The 17,079-nt window shown below is 73.7% G+C and carries 15 protein-coding genes; 1 reads left to right on the forward strand and 14 read right to left on the reverse strand.

All coding sequences use genetic code 11. The features are described 5' to 3' along the window. Positions 1–17 precede the first annotated feature (17 nt). The 11 genes from gap to rpe all read right to left on the reverse strand — a co-directional run bounded on the left by gap (position 18) and on the right by rpe (position 11,068). Positions 18–1,037, reverse strand: a complete 1,020-nt coding sequence (gene gap / locus A4U64_RS11605; RefSeq protein ID WP_006937692.1) for a type I glyceraldehyde-3-phosphate dehydrogenase — start codon at positions 1,035–1,037, stop codon at positions 18–20. Between the two features lie 177 nt (positions 1,038–1,214). Continuing rightward, entirely contained in the window at positions 1,215–2,192 is a 978-nt protein-coding gene (gene whiA, locus A4U64_RS11610; RefSeq protein ID WP_170914087.1) for a DNA-binding protein WhiA, read from the reverse strand. Beyond that, entirely contained in the window at positions 2,189–3,256 is a 1,068-nt protein-coding gene (locus tag A4U64_RS11615) for a gluconeogenesis factor YvcK family protein (RefSeq protein ID WP_029543623.1), read from the reverse strand. The genes whiA and A4U64_RS11615 overlap by 4 nt, the downstream gene beginning before the upstream one ends. Then, positions 3,253–4,107, reverse strand: coding sequence for an RNase adapter RapZ (gene rapZ, locus A4U64_RS11620; protein WP_170914089.1), 855 nt, complete (start codon positions 4,105–4,107; stop codon positions 3,253–3,255). Before rapZ ends, A4U64_RS11615 begins: the two co-directional genes overlap by 4 nt. A 71-nt stretch (positions 4,108–4,178) precedes the next feature. Further along, complete coding sequence (gene uvrC / locus A4U64_RS11625; RefSeq protein WP_084648633.1) at positions 4,179–6,452, reverse strand: excinuclease ABC subunit UvrC; 2,274 nt, start codon at positions 6,450–6,452, stop codon at positions 4,179–4,181. A gap of 9 nt (positions 6,453–6,461) precedes the next feature. Further along, the gene (locus tag A4U64_RS11630) at positions 6,462–6,935 is read right to left on the reverse strand and encodes a PH domain-containing protein (RefSeq protein WP_083662509.1); all 474 of its coding nucleotides are present in this window, start codon (positions 6,933–6,935) and stop codon (positions 6,462–6,464) included. Then, positions 6,932–7,414, reverse strand: coding sequence for a 6,7-dimethyl-8-ribityllumazine synthase (gene ribH / locus A4U64_RS11635; protein WP_006937682.1), 483 nt, complete (start codon positions 7,412–7,414; stop codon positions 6,932–6,934). The genes A4U64_RS11630 and ribH overlap by 4 nt, the downstream gene beginning before the upstream one ends. Then, positions 7,415–8,665 (reverse strand): bifunctional 3,4-dihydroxy-2-butanone-4-phosphate synthase/GTP cyclohydrolase II, encoded by a 1,251-nt coding sequence (locus tag A4U64_RS11640; RefSeq protein ID WP_006937680.1) that lies wholly within the window; start codon positions 8,663–8,665, stop codon positions 7,415–7,417. It lies immediately after the preceding gene. 60 nt (positions 8,666–8,725) lie between these two features. Further along, positions 8,726–9,334 (reverse strand): riboflavin synthase, encoded by a 609-nt coding sequence (locus tag A4U64_RS11645; RefSeq protein ID WP_006937678.1) that lies wholly within the window; start codon positions 9,332–9,334, stop codon positions 8,726–8,728. Positions 9,335–9,344: 10 nt separating this feature from the next. Next, on the reverse strand, positions 9,345–10,388 hold the full coding sequence (gene ribD / locus A4U64_RS11650; RefSeq protein ID WP_231772842.1) for a bifunctional diaminohydroxyphosphoribosylaminopyrimidine deaminase/5-amino-6-(5-phosphoribosylamino)uracil reductase RibD: 1,044 nt from the start codon (positions 10,386–10,388) through the stop codon (positions 9,345–9,347). Then, positions 10,385–11,068 carry a ribulose-phosphate 3-epimerase gene (gene rpe / locus A4U64_RS11655; RefSeq protein WP_029543611.1) on the reverse strand — a complete coding sequence of 228 codons (684 nt, stop codon included), beginning with the start codon at positions 11,066–11,068 and terminating at the stop codon, positions 10,385–10,387. Before rpe ends, ribD begins: the two co-directional genes overlap by 4 nt. 173 nt (positions 11,069–11,241) lie before the next feature. Between rpe and ppsA the strand changes: the two genes are divergently transcribed. Continuing rightward, entirely contained in the window at positions 11,242–13,521 is a 2,280-nt protein-coding gene (gene ppsA / locus A4U64_RS11660; RefSeq protein WP_006937672.1) for a phosphoenolpyruvate synthase, read from the forward strand. Positions 13,522–13,608: 87 nt separating this feature from the next. On the opposite strand, the gene A4U64_RS11665 is transcribed toward ppsA, so the two are convergent. The 3 genes from A4U64_RS11665 to fmt all read right to left on the reverse strand — a co-directional run bounded on the left by A4U64_RS11665 (position 13,609) and on the right by fmt (position 16,995). Continuing rightward, the gene (locus A4U64_RS11665; protein ID WP_006937670.1) at positions 13,609–14,538 is read right to left on the reverse strand and encodes a 1-phosphofructokinase family hexose kinase; all 930 of its coding nucleotides are present in this window, start codon (positions 14,536–14,538) and stop codon (positions 13,609–13,611) included. 91 nt (positions 14,539–14,629) lie between these two features. Next, positions 14,630–16,075 carry an RsmB/NOP family class I SAM-dependent RNA methyltransferase gene (locus A4U64_RS11670; protein ID WP_006937668.1) on the reverse strand — a complete coding sequence of 482 codons (1,446 nt, stop codon included), beginning with the start codon at positions 16,073–16,075 and terminating at the stop codon, positions 14,630–14,632. Continuing rightward, the gene (gene fmt, locus A4U64_RS11675; RefSeq protein WP_006937666.1) at positions 16,072–16,995 is read right to left on the reverse strand and encodes a methionyl-tRNA formyltransferase; all 924 of its coding nucleotides are present in this window, start codon (positions 16,993–16,995) and stop codon (positions 16,072–16,074) included. The genes A4U64_RS11670 and fmt overlap by 4 nt, the downstream gene beginning before the upstream one ends. Positions 16,996–17,079: the final 84 nt, after the last annotated feature.

Consider the following 17,079-nt stretch of genomic DNA (forward strand, 5'->3'; position numbering starts at 1 on the left):
TCGACTGTCCTGTTCGGTCAGAGGGACTTCGAGACCAGGCCGATGAGGTCGACCAGGCGGTTGGAGTAGCCCCACTCGTTGTCGTACCAGGAGACGATCTTGACCTGGTCGTCGATGACCTTGGTCAGGCCGGCGTCGTAGATCGACGAGTGCGGGTCGGTGACGATGTCGGAGGAGACGATCTCGTCCTCGGTGTACTTGAGGATGCCCTTGAGCGGGCCCTCGGCGGCCGCCTTCATCGCCGCGTTGATCTCCTCGATGGAGGCGGGGGTGGCGAGGTTGGCGGTCAGGTCGGTGACCGAGCCGGTCGGGATCGGCACGCGCAGGGCGTAGCCGTCGAGCTTGCCGACCAGCTGCGGCAGGACGAGGCCGATGGCCTTGGCGGCGCCGGTGCCGGTGGGCACGACGTTCAGGGCGGCGGCGCGGGCGCGGCGCAGGTCCTTGTGCGGGCCGTCCTGCAGGTTCTGGTCCTGGGTGTAGGCGTGGACCGTGGTCATCAGGCCCTTGACGATGCCGAAGCTGTCGTCGAGGACCTTGGCGATCGGGCCGAGGCAGTTGGTGGTGCACGAGGCGTTGGAGATGATGTTCTGGCTGCCGTCGTACTTGTCGTCGTTGACGCCCATCACCACGGTGAGGTCCTCACCCTTGGCGGGCGCCGAGATGATCACCTTCTTGGCGCCGGCGTCGAGGTGGCCCTTGGCCTTCGACGCGTCGGTGAAGATGCCCGTCGACTCGACGACGACGTCCACGCCCAGGTCGCCCCACGGCAGCGCGGCCGGGCCTTCCTTGACCTCGAGCGCCTTGATGCGGTGGTCACCGACGACGATGGTGTCCTCACCGTCGAGGCTGACGTCCTGCGGCAGGCGGCCGAGGATCGAGTCGTACTTGAGCAGGTGGGCCAGAGTCGCGTTGTCGGTGAGGTCGTTGACCGCGACGATCTCGATGTCGGTGGTGCCGAGCGCCCTCTGCGCCTCGACAGCCCGGAAGAAGTTACGTCCGATACGACCGAAGCCGTTCACGCCTACCCGGACAGTCACAATTACGCTCCTTTGCCCATCTCTGCTGGTTGTGCCAGTGGTGCCCACCGCGGTGCCGGAGACATCGGCGCCGGTCGGCAGGACTCATCGGTCGATGTGACCCCTACCCTATCTGCGGGGCCGGCGGGGCGCGGCAGGAGGCCCGGGGCGGCGCGGCCGCCGCCCGGGGCCGGCCGGCTAGGCCTCGTCGAGCAGCTCCGGGGTCACCGCGGATTCGGTGTCCGGGATGCCGAGATCCTTGGCCCGGCGGTCCGCCATGGACAGCAGCCGGCGGATGCGTCCGGCGACGGCGTCCTTCGTCATCGGCGGGTCGGCGAGCTGGCCCAGTTCCTCGAGCGACGCCTGCCGGTGCTGCACGCGCAGGGCACCGGCCGCGGCGAGGTGGTCGGGCACGTCGTCGCCGAGGATCGCCAGGGCCCGCTCGACGCGGGCGGCCGCGGCCACCGCGGCGCGCGCGGAGCGGCGCAGGTTGGCGTCGTCGAAGTTGGCGAGCCGGTTGGCGGTGGCGCGGACCTCCCGCCGCATCCGGCGCTCCTCCCAGGTCAGCCGGGTGTCCTGGGCACCCATGTGGGTGAGCAGCGCGCCGATGGCGTCGCCGTCGCGGACGACGACCCGGTCGGCGCCGCGCACCTCGCGGGCCTTGGCGGCGATGCCGAGGCGCCGGGCGGCGCCGACGAGCGCGAGCGCGGCCTCCGGGCCCGGGCAGCTGATCTCGAGGGCGGACGAGCGGCCCGGCTCGGTGAGCGAGCCGTGGGCGAGGAATGCGCCGCGCCACGCCGCCTCGGCGTCGGCGATGCTGCCGCCGACGACCTGCGCGGGCAGGCCGCGGACCGGGCGGCCGCGCACGTCGAGCAGACCGGTCTGGCGGGCCAGGGCCTCGCCCTCCTTGGCGACGCGCACCACGTAGCGCGAGCTCTTGCGCAACCCGCCGGCGCCGAGGACGTGCACCTCCGCGGAGTAGCCGTAGAGCTCGAAGATCTCGCGGCGCAACCGGCGGGCGATCGACCCGAGGTCCACCTCGGCCTCCACGACGACACGGCCCCCGACGATGTGCAGCCCGCCGGCGAAGCGCAGGAGGGCGGACACCTCGGCCTTGCGGCTGCTGGTGCGGGTGACCGCCAGCCGGCTCAGCTCGTCCTTGACCTCCGCTGTCATTGCCACGTGGGGATCTCCCTTCCGTCCCGCTGCGCGAGGTCCCGGGGGCGGGCCGCGTCGGGCAGGTGTTGAGCCAGGACCGCCGCCAGCTTGGCGGGGTCGTGTCGGTGGGTGCCGGTCTCCGCCACGTCGGCGTAGACCACCTGGGCGCCGAATCCGGCGGCGGCCCGGCACAGGTGTTCGCGTTCCCGGCCCTCGGGCACCGATGCGGAGTCGACCACCACGTGGTCGACCCGGAACTCCGGGGCGTGCTGGGCCAGCACGTGCAGGTGCCGCTCGGAGGAGAACCCGGCGGTCTCCCCCGGTTCGGCGGCCAGATTGAGCACCAGCACCTTGCGGGCCGGCGCCGTCACCAGCGCCTCGAGCAGGTCGGGGACGAGCACGTGCGGGATGACGCTCGAGAACCACGAGCCGGGCCCGAGCACGACGAGGTCGGCGGCGCCCACCGCGTCGAGCGCGTCGGGACACGCCGGGGGGTCGGCCGGGATCAGCCGCACGCGCCGGACCTTGCCGGGGGTGGTGGCGACGGCGACCTGCCCCCGGATGATGCGGCTGGCCCGCGGATCCGATTCGAGGCCGGACACGTCCGCCTCGATGTCGAGGGCGATCGGCGACATCGGCAGTACCCGGCCGCGCACCTCGAGCAGTTCGGCGACGCGGTCGAGGGCGGCCACGGGATCGCCGAGGACCTCGGTCAGCCCGGCCAGGATGAGATTGCCCACCGAGTGGCCCGCGAGCGCGCCGGTGCCGCCGAACCGGTGCTGCACCGTCTCGGTCCAGGTGTGCACCCCGGGGGTGTCCGCGGCCAGCGCGGCCAGCGCCATGCGCAGGTCGCCGGGCGGGATGACGCCGAGTTCGGCGCGCAGCCGGCCGGAGGAACCGCCGTCGTCGGCGACGGTGACGACGGCGGTGACGCGGTCGCTGAGCCGGCGGACGGCGCTGAGCGTGGCGTACAGGCCGTGGCCGCCGCCCAGGGCCACGATCGACGGATTCGGCGCGGTGCCCTGCCCGCCGGCCGGGCCGCCGGTCCCGGGCGCCGGGGCCGCGGAACCGGGCCCCGTCATTCGCGCCCCAGATCCCGGTGCGCGACGTGCACCGACAGCGTCGGGTCGGCGTCGAGCCGCGCGGCGAGCGCCTCGCTCATCGCCACGCTGCGGTGCTTGCCACCGGTACAGCCCACCGCGATCGTCATGTAACGCTTCCCCTCCCGGCGGTAACCGGCCGTGGTCAGTTCGAGCAGCCGATGATAGGTCTGCAGGTATTCCTGCGCCCCGTCCCGGCTCAGCACGTAGTCGCGGACGTCGACGTCCTGGCCGGTGTGCGGACGCAGCTCGGGCACCCAGTGCGGGTTGGGCAGGAACCGCACGTCGCACACCACGTCCGCGTCCATCGGCAGACCGTACTTGAATCCGAACGATTCCACGGTGACCCGGATCGAGTCGGCGTCGCCGTCGCCGAACGCGGACTCGATCTTGCGGCGCAGTTCCGGACCGGACAGCGACGACGTGTCGACCACCAGATCGGCGGCGGCCTTGACCGCGGCGAGCTGGGCGCGTTCGGTGGCGATGCCGTCGGTGAGGGTGCGGTCGGCGGCGTCGGCCTGCAGCGGGTGGCTGCGGCGGACCTGCTCGAAACGACGCACGAGGACCTCGTCGGTGGCCTCGAGGAACAGCACGCGGGTGCGCACGGGCCGGGCGGCCAGTTCGGTGACGACCCAGCCGAGGTCGCCGGTGAACAGGCGGCTGCGTACGTCCATGACCACGGCGAGGCGCTGCAGCGGCGGGTCGGCCCGCACCGCGAGATCGACCATCGAGGTGACCAGCTGCGGGGGCAGGTTCTCGGCGACGAACCAGCCGAGATCCTCGAGGGCCGTCGCGGCGGTGCTCAGACCGGCTCCGGACAGGCCCGTGACCAGGGCGACCTCCGCCCGCGGGCGGTGGTCGTCCCGGGGCCGGGGCCGAGGCTGCGCCGTCTCCGCCTCGTGTGTCACAGTTCCGACTCCGTTCGTCCGCCCGACACGCCGACGGTGCCATCATCACCCACCGGCGTGTCCGCCGCAGCCTCACCCGCCGGGGCCGGCGCGGTGTCCGGGACGTCGCCGCGCAGGGCGTCGAGCACGGCGCGGGCGGTGGCGACGCCGATGCCGGGGACCGCGGTGATCTCCTCCACGGTCGCCTCCCGCAGCCGGGCCACCGACCCGAAGTGCGCGACGAGCGCGTTGCGGCGGGCCTGCCCGAGCCCGCGCACCCCGTCGAGCGCGGAAGCGGTCATGCGCCGGGACCGCTTGCTGCGGTGGTAGGTGATGGCGAAGCGGTGCGCCTCGTCCCGGACCCGCTGCAGCAGGTACAACGATTCGCTGGTGCGGGGCAGGATGACCGGGTCCTCCTCCCCCGGCACCCAGACCTCCTCGAGCCGCTTGGCCAGTCCGATCACCGCGACGTCGGTGATGCCGAGTTCGTCGAGCACCTCCGCCGCGGCGGCGACCTGCGGGGCACCGCCGTCGACGACGTACAGATTCGGCGGGTACGCGAAGCGGCGGGGCCGCCCGGTGGCCGGATCGAGCGCGGCCTCCGGGGCGAGGTCGCCGCCGTCACCGTCGCGGGCCGCGGCCGGGTCACCGTCGCGGGCCGCGGCCGGGTCACCGTCGCGGGCCGCGGCCGGGTCACCGCCGCGGGCCGCGGCCGGGTCACCGCCGCGGGCCGCGGCCGGGTCACCGTCGCGGGCCGCGGCCGGGTCACCGCCGCGGGCCGCGGCCGGGTCACCGCCGGCCGCGGCGAGGTCCCGGTTGTGCCGCAGGAACCGGCGCCGGGTCACCTCGGCGATGGAGGCGACGTCGTCGGAGCGGCCGTCGCCGGCGGCCTCGCGGATGGCGTAGTGCCGGTAGTCCGCCTTGCGGGGCAGGCCGTCCTCGAACACCACCAGCGACGCGACGACGTCGGTGCCCTGCACGTGGCTGATGTCGACACACTCGATGCGCAGCGGCGCCGAGTCCAGGTCAAGGGCCTCCTGGATGCCCTGCAGGGCGGCCGAGCGGGCGGTGAAGTCGCCGGCGCGGCGCAGCTTGTGCTGGGTCAGGGCCTCGTGCGCGTTGCGCTGCACGGTCTCGGCGAGGGCTTTCTTGTCGCCGCGCTGCGGCACCCGCAGCCGCACCGGGCCGCCGCGCAGGGTGCCGAGCCAGCGGCTCATCTCCTCCGGCTCGGGCGGCAGGGCGGGCACGAGCACCTCGCGGGGCACGGCGCTGCCCGCCGGTTCGGCGCCGGCCGCCGACAGGGCGGCCTCCTCGCCGTAGAACTGGGTGAGGAACTGCTCGACCAGCAGCGACAGTTCCGTCTCGGCGGTGCCGGAGGCACCCGCCGCGTCCTCGGGCCGGTCCACCACGTCGCCGGACTTCTCCACCACCCAGCCCCGCTGGCCGCGCACGCGGCCGCCGCGCACGTGGAACACCTGCACGGCCACCTCGAGGTCGTCGCCGGCGAAGGCGACGAGGTCGGCGTCGGTGCCGTCGCCGAGCACCACCGCCTGCTTCTCCAGGGCGCGGCGCAGCGCACCGAGGTCGTCGCGCAGCCGCGCGGCGGTCTCGAAGTCGAGGTCCTCGGCGGCGGCCTGCATGCGCTGTTCGAGGTCGCGGACCAGCTTGTCGGTGCGGCCGGCGAGGAAGTCGCAGAAGTCCTCGACGATGCGCCGGTGCCCGGCCGCGTCGACACGGCCCACGCACGGTGCCGAGCACTTGTCGATGTAGCCGAGCAGGCACGGGCGGCCGATCTGCGCGTGCCGCTTGAACACTCCGGCCGAGCAGGTGCGGGCCGGGAACACCCGCAGCAGCAGATCGAGGGTCTCGCGGATGGCCCAGGCGTGGGAGTAGGGACCGAAGTACCGCACGCCCCTGCGGCGCGGCCCGCGGTAGACGAACAGCCGTGGGTACTCCTCGTTCAACGTCACCGCGAGCATGGGGTAGGTCTTGTCGTCGCGGTAGCGGACGTTGAACCGGGGATCGAACTCCTTGATCCAGTTGTACTCGAGCTGCAGCGCCTCGACCTCGGTGCCCACGACCGTCCACTCGACGGACCCGGCGGTGGTCACCATCTGCCGGGTCCGCGGGTGCAGCGACGCGACGTCGGCGAAATACGAGTTCAGCCGCGACCGCAGGCTCTTGGCCTTGCCGACGTAGACGACGCGGCCGTGCGGATCGCGGAACTTGTACACCCCCGGCTCCACCGGGACGGTGCCGGGGGCAGGGCGGTAGGTCGAGGGGTCGGGCACGGGTCCAGGCTAGTCGGCCGAGCCGACACCCCCGCCGTACCGCTGTTCGAGCTCGCGGAACGCGGCCAGCGCCGCGACGGCGTGCTCGCCGTCGCGGGCCTGCACAGCGACGACGGGCACGTACTCGTCCTGCGGCAGCTCGAGCCGGGGCCACGGCTTGCCCTGGGGGAAGGTCATGCCCCGCACCTGGTCCCAGCCGAACGCCTTCTCACCGAGGACGTTGCGCACCACCACGCCGGACGCCCCGGCACGCAACCGGGGCCGGGTCAGCAGCAGCACACTGCCGGAGACGACGACGCCGACACAGACGATGGCGATCTGGTCGGCGACGCGCAGGTTCACGCCGGTGTCGCCGCCGGCGCGCAGCACGAGCGCGGCCCCGATGTGGCCGAGCATGAGCACGATCGCCGCGACGATCGCCCACCGGGACATCTTGCGGCTGCGGACCTCGAGGTCCCAGCGAGTGTCGGCGGCGGAGGTCACCGCGCGGCCCCGCGCAGCCGCCGCAGGGTCACGGCGGTGTCGAGGGCGGCAGCGCACGCCTGCCCGCCCTTGTCCTCGACGGAGCCGGGCAGTCCGGCCCGGTCGATCGCCTGCTGCTCGTCGTTCGTGGTGAGGACCCCGTTGCCGACGGGGGTGCCCTCGTCCAGCGCGATGCGGGTGAGCCCGTAGGTGACGGCGTCGCACACGTACTCGAAATGGGGGGTCCCGCCGCGGATCACGACGCCGAGGGCGACGACCGCGTCGTGGGTGCGGGCCAGCTGCTGGGCGACGACCGGCAGCTCGATCGCGCCGGCGACACGTTCGAGGGTGACGTCGGTGACGCCGGCCTGCTCGGCGACGCGCTGCGCCCCGGCGACGAGCGCCTCGGAGATCTCGGCGTGCCAGCGGCCGGCGACGATGGCCAGCCGCAGCCCGGCCGCCTCGGACAGCTGCAGCTCGGGCAGTCCTTCGCCGCTCATCTACGCGTCCCCCGCCTCGTAGTCGTCCAGGCCGATCAGGTCGTGACCCATGCGGTCCCGCTTGGTGCGCAGGTAGGTGATGTTCTCGGAGTTCGCGCGCAGCGGCATCGCCACCCGCTCGGTGATCTGCAGCCCGTAGCCGTCGAGGCCGACCCGCTTGGCGGGGTTGTTGGTCAGCAACCGCATCGACGAGATGCCCAGGTCCACGAGAATCTGCGCGCCGATGCCGTAGTCGCGGGCGTCGGCGGGCAGGCCGAGCTGCAGGTTCGCGTCCACGGTGTCCGAGCCGGAGTCCTGCAGCTGGTAGGCCTGCAGCTTGTGCATCAGGCCGATGCCGCGGCCCTCGTGCCCGCGCATGTACAGCACCACACCGCGGCCCTCCATGGCCACCATCTCGAGTGCGGCGTCGAGCTGCGGGCCGCAGTCGCACCGCAGCGAGCCGAACACGTCGCCGGTCAGGCACTCCGAGTGCACCCGCACGAGCACGTCGGCACCCTCACCGTCCGGGCCGGGGATGTCGCCGAGCACCAGCGCGACGTGCTCGACCTCGTCGTAGACGCTCTGGTAGCCGACGGCGGTGAAGTCGCCGTGCCGGGTGGGGATGCGGGCCTCGGCGATGCGCACGACGTGCTTTTCGTGCTTGCGGCGCCAGGCGATCAGGTCGGCGATGGAGATCAGGGCGAGCTTGTGCTCGTCGGCGAAGACCCGCAGTTCCTCGGTCTGAGCCATGTGGCCCTCGTCCTTCTGCGAGACGATCTCGCAGATCACGCCGGCCGGGCGCAGGTCGGCCATGCGGGCGAGGTCGACGGCGGCCTCGGTGTGGCCGGGCCGGCGCAGCACGCCGCCCTCCTTGGCGCGCAGCGGCACCACGTGCCCGGGGCGGGTGAAGTCCTGTGCGGTGCTGTTCGGATCGGCGAGCAGCCGCATCGTGGTGGCCCGGTCCGAGGCGGAGATGCCGGTGCCGATCCCTTCCCGCGCGTCGACGGTCACGGTGTAGGCGGTGCCGTGCTTGTCCTGGTTGGTCGAGTACATGGGGGGCAGGCCGAGGCGATCGCAGTCCTCCCCGGCCAGCGGCACGCACAGGTACCCGGAGGTGTAGCGCACCATGAACGCCACCAGTTCGGGAGTGGCCTTCTCGGCTGCGAAGATGAGGTCGCCCTCGTTCTCGCGGTCCTCGTCGTCGACCACGACGACCGCCTTGCCGGCTGCGATATCGGCGATCGCGCGCTCGATGGTGTCGAACCTCGTCACTTGCGTGGGCTCCAAAATCTCGTGTACGGACAAACTGATTGCCGAGTTCAACAGTACGACTCAGCGGCCGGCGGCCTGCAGCCGCTCCACATACTTCGCGATGACGTCGACCTCGAGGTTGACGAGCGTGCCGGGGGCGGCGCTGCCCAGGGTGGTCAGCGACAGCGTGGTCGGGATCAGGGAGATCTCGAACCACTCGTCGCCGGGCTCGCCGCCGAGCGCGGAGACGGTCAGCGAGACCCCGTCCACCGTGATCGAGCCCTTGTGCACCACGTACCGGGACACGTCGGCAGGCAACGAGATCCGCACCACGGTCCAGTTCTCCGACGGGGTGCGCGAGAGCACGGTGCCGGTGCCGTCGACGTGGCCCTGGACCAGGTGCCCGCCGAGGCGGCTGTTCAGCGCGGCGGCCCGCTCGAGGTTGACGCGGCTGCCGGGACCGAGCTGCGACAGGCTCGAACGGTCGAGGGTCTCCTTCATCACATCGGCGGTGAAGGAGTCGCCGCCCGGGACGTCGACGACGGTCAGGCACACACCGTTGACGGCGATGGAGTCGCCGTGGCCGGCGTCGGAGGTCACGACGGGTCCGCGGACGGTGAACCGCGCCGCGTCGGCCAGGTCCTCCCGCGCGACGATCTCGCCCAGTTCCTCCACGATCCCGGTGAACACAGCTCGCTCCTCACTCCCGGTCGGGGACCAGGGTCAGCAACACGTCGGCGCCGACGGTTTCGACGCGCTCCCGACGAAACCGTAGCGCCTCGGCGATCGTGCGCACGCCGGCGTCCCGCACTGCGGACGGTCCGGACCCGAGCAGCACCGGCGCGAGATAGGCCTGGATGCGGTCGACCCGGCCCGCGGCGAGGAACGCACCGGCCAGGCGCGGGCCGCCCTCGAGCAGCACGTCCACCCAATCCGCGAGCGCGCCGAGCACCTCGTCCGGATCGTGGGTGCGCAGCACCAGGGTGGGCGCGGCATCATCGAGAACTCTTGCGGTCTTCGGGATCTCGCTCCTGCCGACGACCACGCGCAGGGGCTGGTGCGGGGCCAGCGAGCCGTCCGGCAGCCGGGCGGTCAACCACGGGTCGTCGGCGAGGACGGTGCCGGTGCCGACGACGATCGCGTCGAGCCGCGAGCGCTCGGCGTGCACGCGGGCGCGTGACTGCGGGCCGGAGATCCAGCGGCTGGTGCCGTCGGCGGCGGCGCTGCGCCCGTCCAGGCTCGCGGCGTACTTCCACGTCACGTGGGGCCGTCCCGTGCGCTGCCGGTGCAGCCAGGCACGCAGGGCTCCCGCCTCGGCGGGCTCGGCGCCGAACCCGCCGTGCACCCGCACGCCGCCGTCCCGCAGCGTCCGCGCACCCCCGGCCGCCGCCGGGTGGGGATCGGCCACCGCGTAGTAGACGGCGGCGACGCCGGCGCGCAGCAGGGCCTGCGCGCACGGACCGGTACGGCCGGTGTGATTGCACGGCTCCAGGGTCACGACGGCGGTGCCGCCGCGGGCCCGCTCCCCGGCCGCCTCGAGTGCGACGACCTCGGCGTGGGGGCCGCCCGGCGGCCGGGTCGCCCCGACCCCGGCGACCTGTCCCGCCGCGTCGAGGATCACCGCGCCGACGGGCGGGTTGGGGCTGGTGGTGCCGCGCACCGACTCCCCGGCGTCGAGCGCGAGGCGCAGTGCCGCCTCGAGCGGGGCACCGCTCACGGCCGCCTCGAGCGGTGCATCGCTCACGTGGCCAGGGTCAGGTGCGGGGAGGCGTGGGCGGCCCGTTCGCGCAGCTTGCGCACCGCCTCGCCCGGGTCGTCGGCCCCGTACACGGCCGACCCGGCGACGAAGCAGTCCACCCCGGCCTCGGCGGCCGCCTCGATGGTGTCGGCGTTGATGCCGCCGTCGATCTCGACGAGCAGGGTCAGCTCCCCGGCGTCGACGAGACGGCGGATCGCGCGGACCTTGTCGAGCACGTCGGGGATGAACGACTGGCCGCCGAAGCCGGGCTCGACGCTCATCACCAGCAGCGTGTCGAACTCCTTCAGGATCTCGAGGTAGGGCTCGAGCGGGGTGCCGGGCTTGACGCTCAGGCCGGCCTTGGCGCCGGCGGCCCGGATGTCGCGGGCGACGGCGACGGGATTCTCGGTGGCCTCGACGTGGAAGGTGACATTGTGCGCGCCCGCCTCGGCGTAGGGCGGCGCCCAGCGGCCCGGGTCCTCGATCATCAGATGACAGTCGAGTGGGATGTCGGTTGCCTTCAGCAGCGACTGCACCACCGGCAGGCCGAGGGTCAGGTTCGGCACGAAGTGCGCGTCCATGACGTCGACGTGCAGCCAGTGCGCGTCCGCGACTGCGGCGGCCTCGTCGGCCAGGCGCGCGAAATCCGCGGAGAGGATGGAGGGGGCGATCATCGGGTGGGCCACGTCCACCGAGTTTAACGGTCCCGCCGGCGGGGCCCGCCGCGCGTCGCGGCGCCCGCCCGCCCGGGGACAGGTTTTCATGACTTTCGACCCCTGGTTCGACCCTCTGGGCGATGCTTGAGTGGACGGTGGCGGGCCCGGATCCGCTGGGCCCGAAGCGGCAGTGGGGAGCGACGATGGCCACGCACACGGTGTGGGTTCGACCGATCGGCGAGGTGGGCGCGGAGGATGCGCCGACCGTGGGGGGCAAGTCCGCCAACCTCGGGGAGATGACCCGGGCCGGGTTCCCCGTGCCGCCCGCCTTCGCGATCACCACCGCCGCCTATCTCGATTCGATGGCCGCCGCGGGGGTGCGCGACCGGCTGCGCGCCGAGGCCGTCCCGGCCTCCGACATCGACGACGCGACGCTGATCCGCACCTCCGCGGAACTGGCCGCGCTGGTGACCGGGGCCGCGGTGCCCGACGAGATCCGCGCCGACATCGTCGCCGCCTACGAGAAGCTGGGCGTGGACGTGCCGGTGGCGGTGCGGTCCTCCGCGCCCGCCGAGGACGCCGCGGACACCTCGTTCGCCGGGATCCACGAGTCGTACACCAACATCGCCGGCGCCGACGCGGTGGTGCGCGCCGTGCAGGCGTGCTGGGCGTCGTTGTGGTCGGAGCGGGCCCGGACCTACCGGGGCCTGCGCGGGGTGACCGACGAACCGTCCATCGCCGTCGTGGTGCAGGTGATGGTGCGCTCGGAGGCCTCGGGGGTGGCGTTCACGGCCGACCCCCGCACCGGCGAGCTCGACCGCATCGTCGTCGAGGCCGCCCTCGGCCTCGGCGAGGTCGTCGTGGGCGGCCAGGTCGAGCCGGACACCTACGTCGTCGCCAAGGACGGCTTCGCCGTGCTCGACGTGCATCTCGGGCATCAGGAGTTCCAGATCGCCTCCACCGACACCGGCGACAGCCGCGTCGCGGTCGATTCGTCGCGGCAGACGCGGGTGCTCGACGAGGAGCAGCTCGAGAAGGTCGCGCGGCTCGCCGCGGGCGTCGAGCAGCACTACGGCCGGCCGCAGGACCTCGAGTTCGCGTTCGCCGAGGGCGAGCTGTGGATCGTGCAGACCCGCCCGATCACCACCCTGGGGATGCCCGGGGCCGCCGCGGCGTCCGGCAACGGGCAGGCGACACCGCTGCTGACCGGGCTCGGCGCCGGCCCCGGCCGGGCGACCGGACGGGTCCGGGTGCTGCAGGAACTGGTCGACGGCAAGCGCCTGACCGAGGGGGAGATCCTCGTGGCCCCGATGACGCGGCCCGACTGGCTGCCGATCCTGCGCCGCGCCGGGGGCATCGTCACCGACGGTGGCGGCATCACCTGTCACGCCGCGATCGTCGGCCGCGAACTCGGCAAGCCCGTCGTCGTCGGCGCCCGCACCGCGACGCAGGACCTGCGGGACGGCCAGGTGATCACGGTGGACGGCGATGCCGGCGTCGTGTTCGACGGGGAGGTCCGCGCCGACCGGCCGACCGCGGCGCAGACCGCCGCCCCGGCGGCCGCGGCCCCCTCCCCGACCGTCACCGCGACGGCCGTGTACGTCAATCTCGCCACCCCCGACGCCGCGCAGGCCGTCGCCGCCACCGACGTCGACGGGGTGGGGCTGCTGCGGGCGGAGTTCATGATCACCGAGGCGCTCGCCGGGGAGCATCCCGCCTACATGATCGCGCAGGGCCGGCGCGAGGAGTACGTGTCGAAGATGGCCGAGGGCGTCGCGCGGATCGCGGCGGCCTTCGCCCCGCGGCCGGTGGTGTACCGCGCAATCGACCTGCGCAGCAACGAGTTCGCGAACCTGAAGGGGGGCGAGGTGGAGCCGGACGAGGAGAACCCGATGATCGGGTACCGCGGCTGCTTCCGCTACGTGCGCGATCCCGAGCTGTTCTCGCTCGACCTCGACGTCCTGCACCGCGTGCGCGCGCAGCACCCCAACGTGCACCTGATGATCCCGTTCGTGCGCACCCGTTGGGAACTGAGGGAGTGCCTGGCCCAGCTCGACGCGCATCCGCTCGGCCCGGATCGCCGGATGCTGCGCTGGATCATGGCCGAGGTGCCGTCGGTGGTGTACTGGCTGCCCGAGTACGCGAAGCTCGGCATCCACGGCGTGTCGATCGGCAGCAACGACCTGACCCAGCTCGTGCTCGGCGTCGACCGCGACTCCGAGGTGTGCAAGGATCTGTTCGACACGCTCGACCCGGCGGTGCTGGACGCGATCGACCACATCATCGAGCGGGCGTCGGCGGCCGGCCTGACCACGTCGCTGTGCGGGCAGGCCGTCTCCACCAGCACGGAACTGGCCGAGCATCTCGTGCGCCGGGGCATCACGTCGGTGTCGGTGACGCCGGACGCGGCGGCGCAGACCCGGCGCACGGTGGCGCAGGCCGAGCAACGGATCGTCCTGGACCGTGCACGGCACGAGCACTGACCGCGTCGTGCGCTCCGAGCGAGCGGACCATGCCGTCGGCCGCTCGGGACCGCCCTGACGGGGGGAACGATCCGGTCGCTCGGGGCGTCACCGCTGCCGCGCGAGGACGTCGAACCGCTCGACGTCGTCGCGGCGGCAGACCTGGCTGCCCGGGGTGAGCAGGGCCGCCGAGCCCGCCGCGATGCCGAGCGCCAGGGCGTCGCGCAGCGAGCGGCCCCGCAGCAGGCCCACGACCAGCCCGGCGACCATGCTGTCGCCGGCGCCCACGGCGCTGCGCACGGGCACGTCCAGGGCCTTCAGCCGGGCGGTGGTGTCGGCGGAGACGAGCAGCGCCCCCTCCGGCCCGAGGGACACCACCACGACCTCGGCGACGCCGGCGTCGACGAGTTCGTGGGCGGCCGCGGCCTGTTCGTGCGGGGTGCGCAGTTCCCGGCCCACCCATTCGCGCAGCTCCCGCAGGCTCGGCTTGACCAGGTGCACGCCCGACTTGATGCGGCGCAGTGCGTCCCCCGACGAGTCGAGGACGAAGCGCGCACCGGCGTCGGTGGCGGCGTCGGCCACGCGCTGGACGAACTCGCCCGGCACGCCCGGCGGAAGGCTGCCGCTGGCGACGACGTACCGTGCGCCGGTGGCGGTCTCGACGAGCAGGTCCAGGCACCGTTCCTGGTCCTCCACGCTCAGCTCCGGGCCGGGCAGCACGAACCGGTACTCGTGGCCGGTGCTGCGTTCGATCGCCGTGAACGACTCGCGGGTCATGCCGTCGATGTCGATGCGCCGGCTGTCGACACCCCCGGCGGCCAGCAGCGCCGAGAGCGTATCCCCGGTCGGACCGCCGGCCGGATACACCGCCCCGGCCGACACGCCGAGCACCCCGGCGACCTTCGCGACGTTGATCCCGCCTCCCCCGGCCTCGAGCCGCGGCGCCTCGCAGCGCAGTTTGCTGGTGGGCCGCACCTCGGCGGTGTAGGTGGTCACGTCGAGCGCCGGGTTCATGGTCAGGGTGACGATGTCGGGCACGACGTGCCTCCTGCAGGGAGCGGCCGGGTTGCGTCCGACCGTATCCGAGCGCGGACCGATTCTTCCGGCGTTCGCGCCACAGGCTCGCGGATCAGCCCGCCGGTGTACGCAGCGCGGCCATGAACATCGCGTCGGTGCCGTGCCGGTGCGGCCACAGTTGCACGGACGGGCCGTCGCCGAGACGCGGCACGCCGGGTACGAGCTCGCGCGTGTCGAGCTGCTCGACCTGGTGCCGACGGACGGCGTCGGCGACGACGGCGAGGGTCTCGGAGGTGTGCGGGGAGCACGTCGCGTACAGCACCACGCCGCCGGGCCGCAGCAGGCCGATCGCCGAGGCGAGGAGCTGTTTCTGCAGCCGCACCAGCTCGGCGACGTCGCCGGGGCTGCGACGCCACCGCGATTCGGGCCGGCGCCGCAGGGCGCCCAGCCCGGTGCACGGCGCGTCGACCAGGATGCGGTCGTAGCCGGACCCGAGGCCGGGATCGCGACCGTCGGCGACGTGCACCGTGACCGGGAGGCCGCGGGTGGCCTTGCGGATCAGCTCGGCGCGGTGCTCGACCGGCTCGACGGCGTCGACGGTGAAGCCGTCGATGTCCGCCAGCGCGCCGAGCAGGGCGGCCTTGCCGCCGGGACCGGCACACAGGTCCAGCCACCGGCCGTGGTCGGGTCCGTCGAGCGGGGCGAGCGTGAGCGCCCGCGCCACCAGCTGGCTGCCCTCGTCCTGCACGCCGGCCATGCCCTCGCGCACGGGGTCGAGCTTGCCGGGGTCGCCGCCGCCGTCGAGATGCACGGCGTAGGGCGACCAGGGGCCGATCTCCCCGCCGGTGGCCAGCGCGAGCTCCTCCGCGGTGATCACCCCCGGACGAGCCACCAGGTGCACCACCGGCCGGGCGTCGTCCGCCGCGAGCACCTCCTCGAGCTCCCCGGCGTCGGGACCGAGCGCGACCGCGAAGGCCTTCGCGATCCACTCCGGATGCGCATACCGGAATGCCAGGTGTCCCACGGGGTCACGAGCCGGGTCGGGGGCGAGCTCGACGATCCACTGTTCCTCGGGCTTCTCCGCGACGCGCCGCAGCACCGCATTGACGAATCCGGACTTGCCGTGGCCGAATTCGCTGCGGACGATGTCGACGCTCGTCGCGACGGCCGCGTGCGGGGCGATGCGGGTGCGCAGCAGCTGGTACGTGCCCAGCCGCAGGGTGTCCAGCAGCGCCCCGTCGATCTCGGTGACGGGCCGGTTGGCGCACGCGGCGATCACGGCGTCGAGCAGACCCTGGGCGCGGGCGGCGCCGTACGTCAGCTCGGTGGCCAGGGCGGCGTCGCGACCGTCGAGACGCCGCTCCCGCAGCAGCGCCGGCAGCACCAGGTTGGCGTAGGCGTCGCGCTCCCGGACCGCGCGCAGCACGTCGCGGGCGGCGAGACGGGCCTGGTCGAGGCCGGCCTCCGCGGGGGACGGCCGGCGGGCCTGCCGAGGCTTGTTGTTGCGGTCGCCGGGTCCGCGGCGCGAGCGGCGGGCGGGGCGTCGGGACTCGGTCACTGGGCGCGTACCTCCGGGTCGAGCCGGGCGCCGCGAACCCAGTCCGCGGCCGCCATCGTCTTCTTGCCGGGCGGCTGGACCTGCCCGAGCCGCACGGCGGTGCTGCCGGTGCCGACGAGGACACCGTCCTTGCGGGCCAGGATCTGCCCGGGCGCGAGGGTCTCCTCGGTGCCGGTCACGGGCCCGAGCTTGACGCGCAGGTCGCCGATCATCGTCCAGGCACCGGGTGCGGGCGTGACCGAACGGATGTGGCGGTCCACGAGGTGCGCGGGCCGGTCCCAGCTCACGCGGGCCGACTCGACCGTGACCTTGGGGGCGTGCGAGACGCCGTCCGTGGGCTGCGGCACGGCCGTGAGCACCCCGTCCTCGAGACCGTCGAGAGTCGATTCGAGGAGCGCGGCACCGGAATCGGCGAGCCGGGCGAGCAGATCCCCCGCCGTGTCGGCGGGCCGGATCGTCTCGGTGACCACCCCGTAGACCGGGCCGGTGTCCAGGCCCTCCTCGAGCCGGAACGTGCTCGCGCCGGTCACCTCGTCCCCCGCGGCGAGCGCGGCCTGCACGGGCGCGGCGCCGCGCCACGCGGGCAGCAGCGAGAAGTGCAGATTCACCCAGCCGAACTTCGGGATGTCGAGCACCGGTTGCGGGATGAGCGCGCCGTAGGCGACGACCGGGCAGCAGTCGGGGGCGAGTTCGGTCAGCCGGGCCACGAAGTCGGGGTCGCGCGGCCGCTCCGGGGTGAGGACCTCGATGCCGTGGTCGTCGGCGAGCCGCCCCACGGCCGAGCGGACGACACGCCGCCCGCGGCCGGCGGTGGTGTCGGGCCGGGTCACCACCGCGACCACCTCGTGGCGCGGCGAGTCGAGCAGGCGGCGCAGCGACGGTACGGCCGGTTCGGGGGTCCCGGCGAACACCAGCCGCACGTCAGCGGCCCGTCCGCGCGCGAGGAGCGAGGCCCCGGCCCCGGGAGGCGGACTGCGCTGGGCCGACCGAACTGTTCACGAATG

This window comes from Rhodococcus sp. WB1 (assembly GCF_001700945.1).
GTDB lineage: Bacteria > Actinomycetota > Actinomycetes > Mycobacteriales > Mycobacteriaceae > Rhodococcus > Rhodococcus aetherivorans.

Excerpts from the sequence above, each read along its gene's own strand:
- whiA (WP_170914087.1), bottom strand. The coding sequence starts at position 2,192 with ATGACAGCGGAGGTCAAGGACGAGCTGAGCCGGCTGGCGGTCACCCGC.
- A4U64_RS11615 (WP_029543623.1), bottom strand. The coding sequence starts at position 3,256 with ATGACGGGGCCCGGTTCCGCGGCCCCGGCGCCCGGGACCGGCGGCCCG.
- ribH (WP_006937682.1), bottom strand. The coding sequence starts at position 7,414 with ATGAGCGGCGAAGGACTGCCCGAGCTGCAGCTGTCCGAGGCGGCCGGG.
- ppsA (WP_006937672.1), top strand. The coding sequence starts at position 11,242 with ATGGCCACGCACACGGTGTGGGTTCGACCGATCGGCGAGGTGGGCGCG.